This window comes from Kitasatospora sp. NEAU-CNBT7, from assembly GCF_057220535.1.
In genome coordinates this window covers 22,552-39,424 of the sequence record NZ_JBXQQB010000044.1, presented here as the reverse complement: position 1 = coordinate 39,424, position 16,873 = coordinate 22,552, and the positions used below count along the sequence as shown (strand labels likewise).

The window sequence follows — 16,873 nt, the reverse complement described above, 5'->3', positions numbered from 1 at the left end:
CAGCGTTCGTCCTGAGCCAGGATCAAACTCTCCGTGAATGTCTGCCGGTAATCCGGCCTACACCCGCGTTGAGCGGCACGGCAACCACCGGAATAGGGCGGCCCCGCGCACTGCGTCCTCGCTAGTGTTTTGTTACTAAAGGAATCTCCAACCGATCCGAACGGACCGGCCGGGGATGTCAACATATCTGGCGTTGACTTTTGGCACGCTGTTGAGTTCTCAAGGAACGGACGCTTCCTTCGGACCGCCTTCCAGCGGGCCCTCCGGGCGCTTCGTTCTTTCGTGTTCCGAGCTTATCAGATGTTTTCCGGCCGTTTTACCGGCCTTCGTTTCCCTGAATTCCCGCTCGGGGGATTTCATTCGACTTCGCAGTGAAGCTTATCAAAGCTTCGGAGTGCTCAGTCACAAGGGGTTTTTCGCTTTGCCGGCCAACATCCGAGTGGATGTGATGCCCAGGCTTGGCGGTGTCGTAGACACTACGCCCGGCCCCGACTGTTGTCCAGTCGGACCCAACCGTTCAAACCTACTAGCCGACCAGGGCCACGTCAATGGATCTGGAGGGATGATCATGACCCTACCAGCTCCGCAGGTCAGGCTGCGACGGGCTGGAGGTCGGGGCGGTCCGACTCCTCGATGTCGCCGAACTCCCCGCGGGAGGCGGTGCGTCGGCCCAGAACCAGGGCGTAGAGGAGGAACAGGACCTCGGCCACCACGCCGATCGTGATCCGGGCCCAGGTCGGTAGGCCGGACGGGGTGACGAAGGCTTCCAGGATGCCGGACACGAACAGGACCACCGTCAGGCCCAGCGCCATGCCGATGGTGGCCCGGCCCTCCTCGGCGAGGGCGGTGCGGCGGGTGCGCGGGCCGGGGCTGATGATCGTCCAGCCGAGGCGCAGGCCCATTCCGGCCGCGACGAACACGGCGGTGAGTTCCAGCAGGCCGTGCGGGATGAGCAGGCCGAGGAAGAGGTCGAGCCGGCCGGCCGCCGCCATCAGGCCGATGCCGACGCCCAGGTTCGCGATGTTCCCCAGCAGGACCGGGATCACCGGGATGCCGAGCAGGACGCCGTAGACCAGGCACTGGGCGGCGATCCACGCGTTGTTGGTCCACACCTGGGCGGCGAAGGCGCTCGCCGGGTGCTCCGAGTAGTAGGACTCGGCCTCGCCGCCGGGCTTGGTCAGCTCCTTGAAGGCCTCCGGGCCCGCGATGCTGTCGCGGACCTCGGGATGGGTGGCCACCCACCAGGCGATCACCACCGTGAGGGCCAGCGAGAGCAGCGCGATCGGGATCCACCAGTACCGGGCCCGGTAGAGCGCGGACGGGAAGCTGACCGCGAAGAAGCGGCCGACGTCGCGCCAGGAGGAGTTCCGGGCCCCGGTGACGGCGCCGCGGCCGCGGGCGACCAGCGAGGTGAGGCGGCCCTCCAGGACGGGATCGGGCACGGTCGCCTGGACCTGGGCGAGGTGGCTGGTGGCGCGCTGGTAGAGCGCGATCAGCTCGTCGGCCTCCTCCCCGCTGAGGCGGCGCCGCTTGGCGAGGGTCTCCAGACGCTGCCACTCCGCCTGGTGAGTGGCGACGAAGACGTCCAGATCCATGCGGCTCGCTCCAGTGCAGCGGGGTGACGGCGGGTGCGGGCCGTGGTGCGTGGCGCCCGGGTGCGCCTAGCTTGCCAGAGGCCGCCGGGCCGTCGGCAGGTGATCCCCGCACCCGGCCGCACCGACGGCAGGCGCAGCGGCGGGCGGCCGTCCGGGAGCGGGACCAGTCTTCCCGTCGCCGGAGCGTCCCCGTACTGTTTGGCGCTGATGCAGCACGGGGGGCTGGGGGCCGTCCGGTTGCCACGAACGGAGCGGGTGGGTGTTGTGAGCGACCTGGTGACAGGTGAGGCGGTCGTCCTGGGGCTGCGGGCCGCGAAGCTGCCCAGCCGGGCGCTGGCCCGTCTGATCGACACCGTGGCCCAGGTGATCGGGTGGATCGTCACGGCGATGGTGGCCATCGCGGTGGCGGGCAACGCCGATGAGGCCGCGATCGCGGCGATCATGCTCTCGATCCTGGTGTTCTTCCTGGTGGTCCTGCCGGTGCTGGTGGAGACGCTGTCCAAGGGGCGTTCGCTCGGCAAGCTCGCGCTCGGGCTCCGGGTGGTGCGCACGGACGGCGGCCCGGTGCGGTTCCGGCACGCGCTGGTGCGCGGGCTGGTCGCGGTCGTCGAGTTCTCGATGGCCGGCGCCCCCGCGGTCATCAGCTCCCTGATCTCCCCCGAGGGCCGGCGGCTGGGCGACATCTTCGCCGGGACCCTGGTGGTCCGCGAGCGGGTGCCCGCGGCCGCGCTGGGCCACGGCGCGCTGCCGCCGGTGCCGCCGCAGGTGCTGCACGCGCTGGGGGCCGATCTGGTCGCGATGGACCTCTCCGCCGTTCCCGAGCCGCTCTGGCTGGCGATCCGCCAGTACCTCGGCCGGATCGGCCAGCTCGACCCCGCGGTGGCCCACGGGATGGCGCAGCGGCTGTCGGCCGACCTGGCCGGGCACACCGGCCGTCCCGTGCCGTACGGGGTGATGCCGGCGATGTACCTGGGCGCGGTGCTGACCGAGCGGCAGCGCCGGGAGTGGGAGCGGGCGACCGCCGCGGCGCCGCGCTGGGGTGCGGTGCCCGGGCAGCCGTACCACCGGCCGGCGCCGCCGCAGCAGGCCGCAGCGGTCCCGCAGCCCGCACCGGCACCGGCACCACAGCCGCAGGCGCAGCCGCAGCCCCAGCCCCAGCCCCAGCCACAGCACGGGCACCAGCCTCAGCAGCAGGGTGGGGCCGCGCCGGGCGGCTTCGCGCCGCCGGCCTGACGGCGGCTCAGCCGCCGTACTCCGCCGGCCACCGGTTGGGCGGGGACTCGAGTTCCTCCAGCTCGATGCCGGGTGCCGCCAGCACCACGTCGCCGGCCAGGTGCACCAGGTGCTGTTCACCGGTGGCCAGGTCGGCGACCTGGTAGCGCTCGACCTCCAGCGGTCCGCTGTCGGTGGGATGGGACTCGACGGCTTCGAGCTGCCAGCCCTGGTCGACGGTCCGCGGGGCGAGGACCGGGTCGGTGAAGGCGACCAGGCGGATCCGCGCGCTGCCGCCGGGGCGCAGCCGCAGCAGCCGGGCGGTGGCGATCAGGAACGCCGGTGAGCTGCCGCTGAACGCGTGCGCCCGGTCGTGTCCTTCGACGGCCTCCCCGCCTGCCGGGTCGGCCGCGTCGGTGCGGACCCAGGCGACGCCGTCCACCGCGCCGCCGCGCACCTGCCAGCCGCCGGCCCGCAGTTCCAGGCGCATCGGGCGGCTGCGGGAGTCGAGGGTCAGGTCGGTGGTGGCCAGGGTGGCGCCGTCGGGGCCGTACGTCTTGGAGACGTAGCGCCAGCCGGCCGGGCCGGGGGCGCAGCTGAACCGTTCCTCGCCCAGCAGGACGTGGTCGTGGGTGTCGGTGAGCGAGTAGCGGCCGTTGGGCATGGCCGAAGCCTACGCGGGCGGCCCCGAGCGGTGGCCGGGCGCCGGTGGCCGGGCGCCGCGGCGCCCGGGGATGCCGGTGGCCGGCACCCCCGGGCGGGGGTGCCGGCCACCGGTCGGGCACGGATCAGTAGCGGTACTGGTCCGCCTTGTACGGGCCCTCGACCGGGACGCCGATGTAGTCGGCCTGCTCCTGGGTCAGGGTGGTGAGCTTGACGCCCAGCGCGTCCAGGTGGAGGCGGGCGACCTTCTCGTCCAGGTGCTTGGGGAGCACGTAGACGCCGATCGGGTACTGGGCGGTCTTGGTGAACAGCTCGATCTGCGCGATGGTCTGGTTCGCGAAGGAGTTGGACATCACGAACGACGGGTGGCCGGTCGCGTTGCCCAGGTTCAGCAGGCGGCCCTCGGAGAGGACGATGATGGTGCGGCCGTCCTCCTTGCGCCACTCGTGGACCTGCGGCTTGACCTCGGTCTTCACCACGCCGGGGAGCTGGGCGAGGCCGGCCATGTCGATCTCGTTGTCGAAGTGGCCGATGTTGCCGACGATGGCCTGGTGCTTCATCCGGGCCATGTGGGAGGCCATGATGATGTCCTTGTTGCCGGTCGTGGTGATGAAGATGTCGGCGGTCTCGACGACGTCGTCCAGCGTGGCGACCTGGTAGCCGTCCATGGCGGCCTGCAGCGCGCAGATCGGGTCGATCTCGGTGACGATGACCCGGGCGCCCTGGCCGCGCAGCGACTCGGCGCAGCCCTTGCCCACGTCGCCGTAGCCGGCGACGACGGCGACCTTGCCGCCGATCAGGACGTCGGTGGCGCGGTTGATGCCGTCGATCAGGGAGTGGCGGCAGCCGTACTTGTTGTCGAACTTCGACTTGGTGACCGAGTCGTTGACGTTGATGGCCGGGAACAGCAGCTTGCCGTCGCGGTGCATCTCGTACAGGCGGTGGACGCCGGTGGTGGTCTCCTCGGTCACGCCCTTGATGGTGGCGGCGATCTCGGTCCACTTGCTGGGCGACTCGGTGAGGGTGCGGTTGAGCACCTCCAGGATGAGGCGGTACTCCTCGTTGTCCGCGGTGGACGGGGCCGGGGCCTCGCCCGCCTTCTCGAACTCGACGCCCTTGTGGATCAGGAGGGTGGCGTCACCGCCGTCGTCCAGGATCATGTTCGGGGTCTGGCCGTCGGGCCAGGTGAGCGCCTGCTCGGTGCACCACCAGTACTCCTCCAGGGTCTCGCCCTTCCAGGCGAAGACCGGGACGCCGGCCGGGTTCTCCGGGGTGCCCTCGGGGCCGACCGCGATGGCCGCGGCGGCGTGGTCCTGGGTGGAGAAGATGTTGCAGGAGCACCAGCGGACCTCGGCGCCGAGCGCGGTCAGCGTCTCGATCAGCACGGCGGTCTGCACGGTCATGTGCAGCGAGCCGGTGATGCGGGCGCCGGCCAGCGGCTGGGAGGCCGCGTACTCCTTGCGGATCGACATCAGGCCGGGCATCTCGTGCTCGGCGAGCTGGATCTCCTTGCGGCCGAACGGGGCCAGGGAGAGGTCGGCGACCTTGAAGTCACCGGTGGGGTTCGACGACATGCGTGGGGCTCCTCGCTGCGGTGGGCCTGGTAACGGGTGTGCTGAGCTGCAGAGCGGCCGCGGTCGGGCCCTCTGCTGCGGCACAATCCGTCGGAGGACCTCTCTCCCTCGACCCGCGCACCGCGCGGACCGACCGCCATCAGCAGCGACGTTTGGCTCTGCGGACGAATCTACACCGACCGGGCCGTGCGCCGGGGCGTACACACCAGGTTCAGGTCAGTGCGCGGCCGGTCCGGGGCCGCCGGGGGTGGCCTCCGGGTCGGGGCCGGCGGCGGCCTTCTCGGCGCTGTAGATGTCGGGCTCCAGGTAGATCGCCCGGGCGATCGGGACGGCCCGGCGGACCCGCGCCTCGGCCAGGTCGATCGCCTCGGCGATCTGGGCGGCGCTGTCCTCCGCGTTGACCCCGATCTTGGCGGCGACCAGCAGCTCCTCCGGGCCGACGTGCAGGGTGCGCATGTGGATGACGTCGGTGACCGAGTCGTGGTCGACCAGGGCGTCCCGGATCTGGCCCACCACCTCCTGGTTGGCGGACTCCCCGACCAGCAGGGACTTGGTCTCGACGGCCAGCACCACCGCGATCACCACCAGCAGGATGCCGATCGCCAGGGTGCCGATGCCGTCCCAGACGCCGTCGCCGGTGATGACGGTGAGGCCGACGCCGAGCAGTGCCAGCACCAGGCCGATCAGGGCGCCGGTGTCCTCCAGCAGCACGACCGGCAGCTCCGGGGCCTTGGCCCGGCGGATGTACGCGGTCCAGCCGTGCCGGCCCTTGTCCTTGACGGCCTCCCGGTAGGCGGTCAGGAACGACCAGCCCTCCATCAGGATGGCGAAGACCAGCACCCCGACCGGCCAGTACCAGCTCTCCAGCTCGTGCGGATGGCTGATCTTCTCGTAGCCCTCGAAGCAGGCGAACAGCCCGCCGACGCTGAACAGCACCACGGCGACCAGGAAGGCGTAGACGTAGCGCTCGCGGCCGTAGCCGAACGGGTGCTGGGCGTCGGCCTCGCGGGCCGCCCGCTTGCCGCCGATCAGCAGCAGGACCTGGTTGCCGGAGTCGGCCACCGAGTGGACGCCCTCCGCCAGCATCGAGGAGGAGCCGGAGAACGCGAAGGCCACGAACTTGGCGGCCGCGATTGCCAGGTTGGCGGACAGCGCCGCGACCAGTGCCTTGGTGCCGCCTTCGGTGCTCATGGTGTGCTCGGGTCCCTCCGACTGGGCCGGAACGGTCCGGCCGTGGATTGTCGAGCGCACATTATCGCGGGGGCGGTGGGCGGCCCGGCTACCGGCCGCCATCCGGTCGGCCCTGGCCGGCCAGGCCGAGGTAGACGGCGGCGAAGTCGGTCAGGCCGACCAGTTCGGCGAGCGCCTGCAGCGGGTCCTCCAGGCTGGAGGAGTACTCGGTCAGCCGGACCTCGTGGGCGTCGGCGAGCCGGCGGGCCCGGCTCACGCTGTGCCCGGCCTCGGCCAGTTCCTCGACGCCCGGGGTGCGGCGCAGCAGGACCAGCTGGAGCTGGAGCGCCTCGGGCTCCTCGACCCGGTCGCGGAAGAAGTCGTCCGGGTCGGCGCCGGCGCCGAGGCGGCCGACGAACATGCCGCGGTGCGCGGTGAGCGCCCGCGGGAGCAGACCGGTCAGTGCGGGCAGTCCGGCCCGGTCGGCGAGCATCGCCGCGAACCGTTCGGCGGCGGCGCCGGTGACCGGCCCGTCGGCCCACAGCAGCGGGACGGTGTCGGAGAGCTGGGCGGCCAGCGTCTTGGCCGGGTTGGTGTACGCCTGGGCGTCGGGGCGGCAGCGGACCGCGACCTCGTCCAGCCGGTCGGCGGCGGCGGCCAGCGAGCCGGCCGGCAGCTGGGTCACCCCGGTCTTCTCGGCCAGGGCGAGCAGCGGGGCGAGGAACGCCCACAGGGCGCCGGGATCCTCGGCGGGCAGGTCGGGCTCGTCGGTCTGCGGCTGGTCGCCGTCCTCGACCGTGCTCGGCGGGTACGGCAGCGGCAGGCCGCGGACCTGCAGCGCGGCCTCGGCCAGCGGGCTGCTCTCCGGGGCGATCACCGCGATGGCGCAGCCGCGGGTATACGCCTGCTCGGCGAGCGAGACCAGGCCGCCCTCGATGCCCTGGACGGAGGCCAGCACCACCAGGTCGAGCGGGCCGATCCAGCCGGGCAGCTGCCAGCCCAGTCCGGCGGTGAACACCGGTCCGGCCGCCCGGGCCTCGGCCGGGGGCAGCGGGAGCACCTGGCAGTTGGGCACCGCCAGGGCGGCGAGCGCCGCGGCGGCGGTCAGCGCGCTGCCGCTGCCGGCGACCACGGTCGTGCGGGGACGCCCTTCGGGGTTGAGGCCGGCCAGGCCGGCCGCGTCGGCGAGCCGCCGGGCGATCCGGATCCGGGCGCCGGCCCCGGCCAGGGCGAGCAGGGCGTGCTGCCGGTCGGCGCGCAGCAGGGCGGCCGGGTCGTCGAGCAGGGAGTCGTCGAGCATGCGGCTGGCCTCCAGCGGGTGACCGGGCGGGATGTCAGGAGGGGCGGCGGGCCTCGTCCAGGAGCAGGACCGGGATGCCGTCGCGGACCGGGTAGACCAGGCCGCAGCTGTCGCCGGTGCAGCGCAGCTCGTGCTCCTCGCCCTGGACGCTCTCGGTGAGCGGGGCGTGGCACTGCGGGCAGACCAGGATCTCCAGCAGGGAGGACGGCAGGCTCATGGTGTGGGGCTCCAGCTTCGTGCAGAGGGGGCGGGTACGGCGGCGCCCCGGCCGGTAGCAACACTACCGGCCGGGGCATCGGCGGGGTCGGCGCCTCGGCGATCCGGCCGCCGCAGGGGCGGGCCGGTGCCGGGGCGGCGGGGTCAGGCCCGGACCAGGGCCAGCACGGCGTCGCGCAGCTCGGCCATCCTGGCGGGGTCCTTGGCCTCGACGTTCAGGCGCAGCAGCGGCTCGGTGTTGGAGGCGCGCAGGTTGAACCACCAGTCGCCGCCGGCGATGGTGAGGCCGTCCAGCTCGTCGACGGTGACGCCCGGCTGGTCGCCGTAGGCGGCGCGGACGGCCGCGGTGCGGGCCTGCTGGTCGGCGACGGTGGAGTTGATCTCGCCGGAGGCCGCGTAGCGGTCGTAGCGGGCGGTCAGCTCCGAGAGGGTGCCGTCCTGGCCGCCGAGGGCGGCGAGGACGTGCAGGGCGGCCAGCATGCCGGTGTCGGCGCGCCAGAAGTCGCGGAAGTAGTAGTGCGCGGAGTGCTCGCCGCCGAAGATCGCGTCGGTGCGGGCCATCTCCTGCTTGATGAAGGAGTGGCCGACCCGGGTGCGGACCGGTACGGCGCCGAGCTCCTCGACCACCTCGGCGACGGTCCAGGAGGTGATCAGGTTGTGGATCACGGTCGGCCGGTCCTCGCCCGCGGCCCGGGCCCGGGCGATCTCGCGGGCGGCGACCAGCGCGGTGATGGCGGACGGGGAGACCGGCTCGCCGCGCTCGTCGACCACGAAGCAGCGGTCGGCGTCGCCGTCGAAGGCCAGGCCGATGTCGGCGCCGGCCTTGACCACCTCGGCCTGCAGGTCGACCAGGTTCTTCGGGTCGAGCGGGTTGGCCTCGTGGTTGGGGAAGGTGCCGTCCAGCTCGAAGTACATCGGCACCAGGTCGAGCGGCAGGCCCTCGAAGACGGTCGGCACGGTGTGGCCGCCCATGCCGTTGCCGGCGTCGACGACGACCTTCAGCGGGCGGATCGCGGTCAGGTCGACCAGCGAGCGCAGGTGGTCGGCGTAGCCGGTCAGGGTGTCCTGTGCGGACAGGGTGCCGGTGGTGGCGCCGGTGGCCGGGACGGTGACGGTGCCGTCCTCGTCCAGCCAGGACTCCACCAGTTCGCGGATCTCGTCCAGACCGGTGTCCTGGCCGACCGGGGCGGCGCCGGCGCGGCAGAGCTTGATGCCGTTGTACTGGGCCGGGTTGTGGCTGGCGGTGAACATCGCGCCCGGGAGGTCGAGGCGGCCGCTGGCGTAGTAGAGCTGGTCGGTGGAGCACAGGCCGATCTCGACCACGTCCGCGCCGTAGCCGGCGGCGCCCTCGGCGAAGGCCCGGGTGAGGCCCGGCGAGGAGGGCCGCATGTCGTGGCCGACCACGATCGCGGAGGCACCCACCACCTGGACGAACGCCGCGCCGAACGCGCGGGCCAAAGCCTCGTCCCACTGGTCCGGAACCACACCCCGGACGTCGTAGGCCTTCACAAGCTGCTTGAGGTCCCGCACCTGACCGCTCCTGATGTGTATCTGCTCGGACGAAGGGCAGCGTACCCGCAGCTGGTGGGGCCCAGGTGACGGCGGCGGTGCCGGGGGCCCGGGGGGCGGCGTCCGGCGGGGCGGGGGCGGTCAGTTGTCGGGTGAGCGCAGCACCCGCAGGTGGCCGCGGCGGCCGGACTCGCCGGACTCGCCCTCGCCGGGCCGGCCCGGCCGGGACCCGCGGTCGCCGGGGCGCTCCTGCGGGCGGGCCGCCTCGCGGACCGCGTTGGCCAGCGCCTCCAGGTCGTCGCTGCTGCGGCGCAGCGGGTTGGTGTCGGCGGCGAGCCGGACCACCTCCCAGCCGCGCGGCGCGGTGAGCCGCTCGGCGTGCTCGGCGCACAGGTCGTAGCAGTGCGGTTCGGCGTAGGTGGCGAGCGGTCCGAGGACGGCCGTGGAGTCGGCGTAGACGTACGTCAGCGTGGCCACGGCCGGACGGCCGCACGCGGTCCGCGAACAACGACGTACAGAGCTCACGAGGGTGGACGGTACCGCACTCCCGAGCGGGCCGCGAAGACCCTCCCCCGGTGGGCGCGGTGTGTCGCCGTCACGCGGGGTGTGCAAATGGTCCACGTCCGGTCGGGCAAGGGCTACGCTCGACGTTGATATGGACAGCTCCGCACCCCAGCCTCCGGCGTCCCCGGCCGGACCACCCAGCCGTGCCAGGCACCGTGATCGGCACGGCCGCGGCCTGCGCGGGCCGCTGGCGCCGCCGCAGGTGCCGATCTCGCTCACCCGCTCCGAGCTCTTCGACGACTACGTGCGCGAGTCGGTGGAGCGGCTGGAGCGGCGCTGGCCGCAGCTGGAGGAGGTCGAGTTCGCGGTCCTGGAGGTGCCGCTCCCCGCGGAGGGTGAGCGGGAGCCGGACAGCGTGCCGCTCGGGCGGGTGATTCCGGCCGCGCCGGGCCGCCGGAGCCGGATCGTGGTCTACCGGCGTCCGGTGGAGATCCGGATGAAGTCGCGCGAGGACCGGGCCGCGCTGGTGCACGAGATCCTGATCGAGCAGGTGGCCGAGCTGCTGGGGCAGTCCCCGGACGCGATCGACCCGCGCTACGGCGAGGACTGACCCGGGCCGACCCGCGGCCCGGTGGGCCGCGGGTCGACGCACCCGGCGGGTCAGCGCACCAGGACGCCGGGGTCGCCCTGGACGTACGGCAGCCGCACCGTGCTGCGGTCGTCCGCGAGGGTCTGGCTGGTGAACATCTGGATGTCCTTGGCCGGGACGGTGAGCATCCGGGCGGCCGTCACCGGGCCGCCGGACAGGGTCTCCAGGGTCAGGCCGAAGACGCCGTTCAGGCCGGCCGGCTCGGGGACCTCGGCGGCCACCGTGGCACCGGCCGGGACGGTGACCTCCTTGGTCGCGGGGGTGCCGCCGGCGCTGCCCGCGGAGGCCGTGATCCGGACCTTGGCCTCCTCGCCGACCGCGGTCAGGATGAGCTGGGTCTGCCCGCCGCCGCGGTTGTCCGCGATGCTGGCGCGGGCGCCGACCGGACCGGCGCCGGACAGCCAGGCGGCGTCCGACTTGCCGTTCTTGGCCCGGTCGATCCGCACCCCCGCGACGATCGGCGTGGGGTGGGCCGGGTCGCTCGGGGTGAGCCGGATCGCGCCGACCTCCCCGCGGGTGACCTGCGGGAGGTCCACGGCCTCCACCATGCCCGCCTTGACGTGCAGGGTCTCGTGGTCGACCGGGGTGAACCAGCCGTTCTTGCCGGAGATCTGGACCTTCAGGTCGGCGTCGTCCTCGCCCGGCGCGGCGACCACCAGCCGGGTGGCGGTGGCGTCGGCCGGCAGCCCCGGGATGACCGCCTCGGCGGCCGGGGCCACCGAGGGCTGGAGCCAGTCGGCGCCCTTGCCGCCGTCGACGGCGTGCAGCCCGGCGCCGACCCGGCCGGTGCGCACCCGGACCTCCACCGCGAGGTCGTCCACACCCGGGGCGAGCGAGCTCAGCCGCAGCGCCTCGGAGGTGCCGGGGGCGAGGGCGATGCCGTTGGCGGCGTCGTTGTCGATCGGGCCCTTGGGTCCGTAGAGCTTGAGGTCGACCACGGCCGGGCCGCTCTCGGCGTTGACCAGGCTGACGTAGTCGACCCGGCCGGCCGCCGTGCTGGCGCCGGAGAACCAGAAGCTGGTGCCCGACGGGGTGCAGTTGACCCCGGACAGGCCGATCGCCTGCGGGTCGGTGACGGTGGTGGTCTGGGAGGCCGCGAAGCCCGGCGCGAACGCACCGGAGGCGACCGCGACGGCGCCGGGCGCCAGGTCGCCGTTGGCGGCCGGGCCGGTGGCCGGGACCCCCGGCTTGGCCAGCGGCAGCCGGGCGGCGGCCCCGGCGTCCGCGGGCGCCGCCGTCGACCCGTCCGAGGGGGCCGGCGCGGGTGCGGGCGCCGCGGCCGGCGGGGCGACGTCGTTGAGCGCCGCGCTCCCCCCGGTGGCGGCGGCGCCGGGCGGGGTGAACAGGGTGTACGCGGTGTTCCCGGTGACCCCCTGCAGCGGCTGCGGGCAGATCACCGAGGTCCGCTCCACCTGGGCCGTGGTGGCGCCGCCGGCCGGGCCGACCGCCGCCGGGGCGACCGGCGGCCGCAGCTCGGCGATCCCGAGGGCGGCGCCCAGGACGACGGCGCCGGCCAGCAGCGAGCGGCCGGTGCGGCTGCCCCCGCCGAGCGCGCCGGCGGCGAACTCGGGCTTGGTGATCGACGGCGCCTTCAGCTTGGGCGCCTTGAGGCTGGGCTTCTTCATCGCGGGTCAGCTCCCCGATCCGTGGTGGTGCGGGTGACCGCCGTTGCCGTAGGGGTCGGTGCCGTCCGGGTACGCCTGCGGCGGGTACCCGGGCGGGTACTGCTGCCCGGGCTGCTGCTCCGGGTACCCGGTGTACTGGTCGCTGCCGTACTGGCCGTACTGGCCGTACTGGTCCGGGTACTGGCCCTGGCCGTACGGGTCGCCGCCGCCCTGCGCGTACGGGGAGCCGGCCGGCTGCTGGGCCGGGTAGCCCTGCCCGCCGTACGGGTCCGCGCCCTGGTACGGGTCGGCGTACGGGTCCGTGCCGTACTGCTCGCCGCCCTGGTGGGCGCCGTGCTGGTAGGGCTCGGCCTGGTACTGGTCCGCCTGGTAGGGGTCGGCCTGGTACGGGTCCGCGTACTGCTCGGGCTCGGGCGTGAACTCCTGCACCGGCTCCGGCTCGGCGCCGGCCTGGGCCGGGATGCCGGGGGCGTACACCCCGGTGTCCGGCTCGCCGTCGCCCTCCCCGCGCTCCGCCATCCGGCGGGCCCGGCGGCTGCCGGGCGCGGGGGCCTGCGCCTGGACCGCGGCGGCCAGCGCCTGCGCGGCGGCCACCTCCTCCGGCAGGTCGTCGTCGTTGTGGTTGCGCCGGCCCGGCAGCGCCAGCACCAGCACGGTGAGGCCGAGCAGCAGCTGCAGGGCGATCCAGCCGCCGTGCATCAGGCCGGTTTCGCGGGTGACGTCGAGCCGGCCGCCCTCGGCGGGCAGCTTGAAGCCCTGCGCCCAGCCGTCCAGCGTGACCCGCTCCAGCTCCTTGCCGTCCAGGGTGGCCTGCCAGGCCGGGTCGGCCTGCTCGGCGAGGCGCAGCTGGCGGCCGGCCGGGCCGGGCGGCAGCTGGGTCCAGATGTCGTGGACGCCGGCGGGCAGCGCCACCGACGCGCCCTTCGGGTCGGTCACCACGGCCCGGGCACCGACCGCGCCGGTGACCTGCCAGAGCGCGACGCCGTTGCCCTCGTTGAGCCGGGTCAGGCCGGGGGTGGTGTCCAGGACGTCCCGGACCTTGCCGATCATCGGGTCCTTGACCTCGATGTACTCGACGCCGTAGCCGGCCAGTGCGGCGGCCTGGTCGCCGCCGGAGCCGGCCAGCAGCTGGCCGGTGAGCTTGGACAGCGAGCCGTCGGCGTGGGCGTCCACGGTGCCCTCGGCCTGGCCGAGGGTCAGGCCGGCGCCGCGGACCAGGGCGTACGAGACGCTGCCCGCGTCGGCCGGGCCGGTCAGCACCAGGGTGCGGGCCCGGTCGCTGGTGCTCGCCTCCTCCGCGATGAAGGCCGGGACCTGGGACTCGGCGCTGCGCTGCAGCGGGCCGTCGGCGCCGCTCAGCGCCCACCAGGCGGCGGTGCCGAACGGTGCCAGCACGGCGCCCGCGACCACCACGGCCGCCACCGGCTGACGCCAGCCGAAGGCGATGCCGGAGACCCGGGCGTTGGCGCCGTCGGCGCCGATCGCGGCGGCGGCCAGCAGCGCGACGCCGGTCAGCAGGGTGGCGGGGCCGGCCCAGGCGGCCGTGGCGGGCCCGCCGGAGGCCGGGGTGACGGCCGTACCGGCGACCGCGACCGCGAACAGCAGGCCGGCCGCGGCGGCGCCCCAGGCGGCGAGCACCGCGCGGCGGCGGTCGGCGCGCAGCAGGGCGGCCAGCGCGGCCGTCACGATGCCGGCCGACAGCCAGACCGGCGGGACGCCGGCGCCGCCGGGGTTGACCAGGATCAGGCCGACCGGGCCGGCGGCCGGGCCGTTGAAGCCGGCCACGCCGGCCTCCAGCAGCAGCCGGGACGGGTGCGCCAGCACGTGCAGCGACCAGGGGGCGAGCACCAGCACGGGTACCCCGAGCATCACCAGCACCCGCAGGCCCAGCAGCCGCAGCGCCTCGCCGCCGGATCCGTACGCGCCGCCGCGCAGGACCGCGAACAGCAGCGCGGCCGCGCACAGCGGAACCGAGATGGCCCAGGTCAGCGGGACGAAGGCGGTGCTCAGGGTGAGCATCAGCGCCGTCATCCAGGTGGAGCGCCAGCCGGGGCGGGCGCCCTTGGCGGCGGTCTCCCGGCGGATGCCGAGGCCGGCGCTGATCGCGGCGGCCCGGGCCAGCGGCGGGAGCAGGACGGCGAGCACCGCGGTGCCGATCCGGCCCTGGGCGAGCGCGCCGGTGGCGGCGGGCAGCAGCGCGTAGCTGGCGCTGGCCCAGGCGCGGACCAGCTTGGACTCGATCAGCGGGCGGGACACCAGGTAGGCGCTGACCGCCGCGAGCGGGACGGCGAGCACCACCAGCAGGGTGAGGGCGAGGTCGGCGTCGCCGAACAGCCCCCAGGAGAGGATCGACAGCACGGCCAGGTACGGCGGTGCGGTGGCGGTCGAGCCGTCGCCGACCGGGTGCCAGGAGTCGGCGTACATCCGCCACAGGCCGCCGGCGCCGTCGGCGGCCGGCAGCAGGGCGCCGCCCTGGAGGAGCCCCGAGCCGATCAGGCCGCGGCAGGCGACCAGGGCGAACACCAGCAGCGCGGTGAACAGCAGCGGCGCGGGGCGCTTGGCCAGCTTCTTGATCAGCGTGAACTGCTCGACCACCAGGTCGTCGGTGTCGTCGTCGCCGGGCCCGGACTCGACCGAGCCGTGCCGGCCGGCGCCCGGGTCGCTGCCGCCGATGCCGAGCGAGCTGACCATCTGCTCGACCGCGAGCCGGGCGGTCGCGCCGGGGGCCGGGAAGAGCGAGCGGTCGTCGCCGGGGTCGGCCGCGCGGGTGCGCTTGCGGCGTTTGCGGGCGAGCAGCAGCCGGGGCAGCCGGATCAGCTCGTGGCCGAGGCCGGCCAGTTCGTCGAAGGCCTGCCGGGGGTCCTTGCCGACCAGGTTGGCGACCACCCGCACCAGGGTGCCCAGCACCAGCCGCAGCAGGATGTACGGGAGCAGCACCCCGCGGGTGTTGGCGAGCAGGGTGTAGACGGCGCCGGCCTTGTCCACCCGGTGCGGGTGGTCGGGGCCGCAGTCGATCGCGCGGCGCTCGCGGCTGGCCGCCTCGGCGTGCCGCAGCACCGCGTCGGGGGCGACCACGACGCGGTGGCCGGCGGCGTTGACCCGCCAGCAGAAGTCGGTGTCGTCGCGCATCAGCGGGAGCGCCTTGTCGAAGCCGCCGAGCTCCTCGAAGACGTCCCGGCGCACCAGCATGCCCGCGGTGGAGACGGCGAGCACCGGGCGGACCTGGTCGTGCTGGCCCTGGTCCTGCTCGCGGCGGTCAAGACCGGTCCAGCGGCGGCCCGAGCGGGCGATCGTGACGCCGACCTCCAGCAGCTGGCGGCGGTCGTACCAGCTGCGGAGCTTGGGGCCGACCACGGCGGCGGTCGGGGTGGAGTCGGCGACCTGGAGCAGCCGGCGCAGCGCGTCGGTCTGCGGTTCGCAGTCGTCGTGCAGCAGCCACAGCCACTCGACCGGCTGGGTCTCGCGCGGGCCGCCGCGGCCGAGGTCGTCCTCGTGGCCGAGCGGGTCGCCGTAGTCGTCCCAGCCTCCGGTGACCGGGTCGTAGCCGGACGGGTCCAGGCTGTACGGGAGGTCCTCGGGGCGCAGCGGCGCGCTGTTGAAGACGGCCTGGGCGACGGCGTTGCCGAAGCCGGAGCGGCGGCCGAGGATCAGCGGGCCGCTGTCCGGCAGCCAGTCGCCGAGGGTGTCCTGGAGCAGCTGCGGGGAGGTGTCGGTGGACCCGGTGTCGACGGCGAGGATGCGCTGCACCTGGCGGTCCTGGCCGAGCAGTCCGGCCAGCGCCTGCGGGAGCCAGCGGGCACCGTCGTGCGAGACGATCACGGCGGTGACGAGGTGGCGCGGGTACGCGGGCGGCCTGGCGGCGGCGAAGCCGCTCTGGTGGCTGTAGACGGTCATCGAGTGCGCGGGCCCCGGTTCCGGTGGGAGGGCGGTTGGTGTCGCGGTGCCACCCGGGCGGGCCGTGGGTCCGAACGTGGGCGGCGGTGCGCATGCCGGATGCCGGGCACCCGGATGGCGCACCACACTAACGGCTCCGGATGACCGTGACGCTCCCGGTCCTGGTGAAGATGTCGCCGGGAAAGGGGTGCGGATACGCGAAAGCGCCCCACCGGTCAGGTGAGGCGCCGCCACGGGTACGGGGCCGCGGGCCGCCGTCCCGGGATTTCCGCCCGGGTCAGATCGCGCTCTTCTTGAGTCGGCGGCGCTCCCGCTCGGAAAGGCCGCCCCAGATTCCGAACCGCTCGTCGTTGGCGAGTGCGTATTCGAGGCACTCGGACCGGACCTCGCAGGCGAGGCAGACCTTCTTGGCCTCCCGGGTGGACCCGCCCTTCTCGGGGAAGAAGGACTCAGGGTCGGTCTGGGCGCACAGTGCGCGCTCCTGCCAGCCGAGTTCCTCTTCGTCCTCTTCGATGCCCTCACCGATCAAAAGCTCAAAGAGCTCGCTCATCTGGCGCGCCTCCTCTGCCCCTCTTGGCGTCCCCGTGGTTGCCGTTGCCTGGAGCGGCGGAACGACACGAGTGAAATTACAGTTGCGTCACTCTGGCCCAGTCAAGCCGAGCTCTGGTATTGGGCCAAGGATTCACTCCCCGGAACCAAGCCGTTACGAATAGTGTACATATCCGGACAACCCGGACATTCGTAGCGGCTGATGGCGTATCGCCCCAGAACCAACACGCGGGTCGACGTGCCGTCAGCGCGGACCGGCCGGACCCTCCTTCGATCGGAGGGACGCCTGTGGCCCGAGTGCGGTTGCCGGGTCACCGGGCTGCCTTCCCGGCGATCTTCGCATCGAAACATAGAGGGTGATTTATCACTCCATCCGGTGGTTGAACCCAGATGTGACCTGAATGTCCGTCGAG

13 protein-coding genes are annotated in these 16,873 nt (G+C 73.9%); 2 read left to right on the top strand and 11 right to left on the bottom strand.

The window, feature by feature from the left end:
- Positions 1–590: 590 nt before the first annotated feature.
- The gene (locus AC2TEW_RS34770; RefSeq protein ID WP_484627264.1) at positions 591–1,595 is read right to left on the bottom strand and encodes a stage II sporulation protein M; all 1,005 of its coding nucleotides are present in this window, start codon (positions 1,593–1,595) and stop codon (positions 591–593) included.
- Positions 1,596–1,859: 264 nt separating this feature from the next.
- Here AC2TEW_RS34770 and AC2TEW_RS34765 point away from each other — a divergent pair, with 264 nt between their 5' ends.
- Entirely contained in the window at positions 1,860–2,828 is a 969-nt protein-coding gene (locus AC2TEW_RS34765; protein ID WP_484627263.1) for an RDD family protein, read from the top strand.
- A 7-nt stretch (positions 2,829–2,835) separates the two neighbouring features.
- Here the strand turns inward: AC2TEW_RS34765 and AC2TEW_RS34760 are convergent, their stop codons facing one another.
- From AC2TEW_RS34760 to AC2TEW_RS34730, 7 genes are all read right to left on the bottom strand, one after another.
- Positions 2,836–3,471, bottom strand: a complete 636-nt coding sequence (locus tag AC2TEW_RS34760) for a hypothetical protein (RefSeq protein ID WP_484627262.1) — start codon at positions 3,469–3,471, stop codon at positions 2,836–2,838.
- Positions 3,472–3,595: 124 nt separating this feature from the next.
- Positions 3,596–5,044 (bottom strand): adenosylhomocysteinase, encoded by a 1,449-nt coding sequence (ahcY, locus tag AC2TEW_RS34755; RefSeq protein WP_484627261.1) that lies wholly within the window; start codon positions 5,042–5,044, stop codon positions 3,596–3,598.
- A gap of 216 nt (positions 5,045–5,260) precedes the next feature.
- Entirely contained in the window at positions 5,261–6,235 is a 975-nt protein-coding gene (locus AC2TEW_RS34750) for a cation diffusion facilitator family transporter (protein ID WP_484627260.1), read from the bottom strand.
- Positions 6,236–6,323: 88 nt separating this feature from the next.
- Positions 6,324–7,514, bottom strand: a complete 1,191-nt coding sequence (locus AC2TEW_RS34745; protein ID WP_484627259.1) for an SIS domain-containing protein — start codon at positions 7,512–7,514, stop codon at positions 6,324–6,326.
- A 34-nt stretch (positions 7,515–7,548) separates the two neighbouring features.
- Complete coding sequence (locus AC2TEW_RS34740) at positions 7,549–7,731, bottom strand: Trm112 family protein (RefSeq protein ID WP_484627258.1); 183 nt, start codon at positions 7,729–7,731, stop codon at positions 7,549–7,551.
- Between the two features lie 143 nt (positions 7,732–7,874).
- Positions 7,875–9,260, bottom strand: coding sequence for a phosphomannomutase/phosphoglucomutase (locus tag AC2TEW_RS34735; protein ID WP_484627257.1), 1,386 nt, complete (start codon positions 9,258–9,260; stop codon positions 7,875–7,877).
- Positions 9,261–9,380: 120 nt separating this feature from the next.
- Positions 9,381–9,851 carry a DUF3499 domain-containing protein gene (locus AC2TEW_RS34730; RefSeq protein ID WP_484627256.1) on the bottom strand — a complete coding sequence of 157 codons (471 nt, stop codon included), beginning with the start codon at positions 9,849–9,851 and terminating at the stop codon, positions 9,381–9,383.
- A 43-nt stretch (positions 9,852–9,894) separates the two neighbouring features.
- Between AC2TEW_RS34730 and AC2TEW_RS34725 the strand changes: the two genes are divergently transcribed.
- Entirely contained in the window at positions 9,895–10,353 is a 459-nt protein-coding gene (locus AC2TEW_RS34725; RefSeq protein WP_055731262.1) for a metallopeptidase family protein, read from the top strand.
- A 50-nt stretch (positions 10,354–10,403) separates the two neighbouring features.
- Here the strand turns inward: AC2TEW_RS34725 and AC2TEW_RS34720 are convergent, their stop codons facing one another.
- The 3 genes from AC2TEW_RS34720 to AC2TEW_RS34710 all read right to left on the bottom strand — a co-directional run bounded on the left by AC2TEW_RS34720 (position 10,404) and on the right by AC2TEW_RS34710 (position 16,461).
- Entirely contained in the window at positions 10,404–12,017 is a 1,614-nt protein-coding gene (locus AC2TEW_RS34720) for a DUF5719 family protein (protein ID WP_484627255.1), read from the bottom strand.
- Positions 12,018–12,023: 6 nt separating this feature from the next.
- Positions 12,024–15,911, bottom strand: a complete 3,888-nt coding sequence (locus tag AC2TEW_RS34715; protein WP_484627254.1) for a glycosyltransferase — start codon at positions 15,909–15,911, stop codon at positions 12,024–12,026.
- Positions 15,912–16,188: 277 nt separating this feature from the next.
- Positions 16,189–16,461, bottom strand: coding sequence for a WhiB family transcriptional regulator (locus AC2TEW_RS34710; protein ID WP_033819061.1), 273 nt, complete (start codon positions 16,459–16,461; stop codon positions 16,189–16,191).
- Positions 16,462–16,873: the final 412 nt, after the last annotated feature.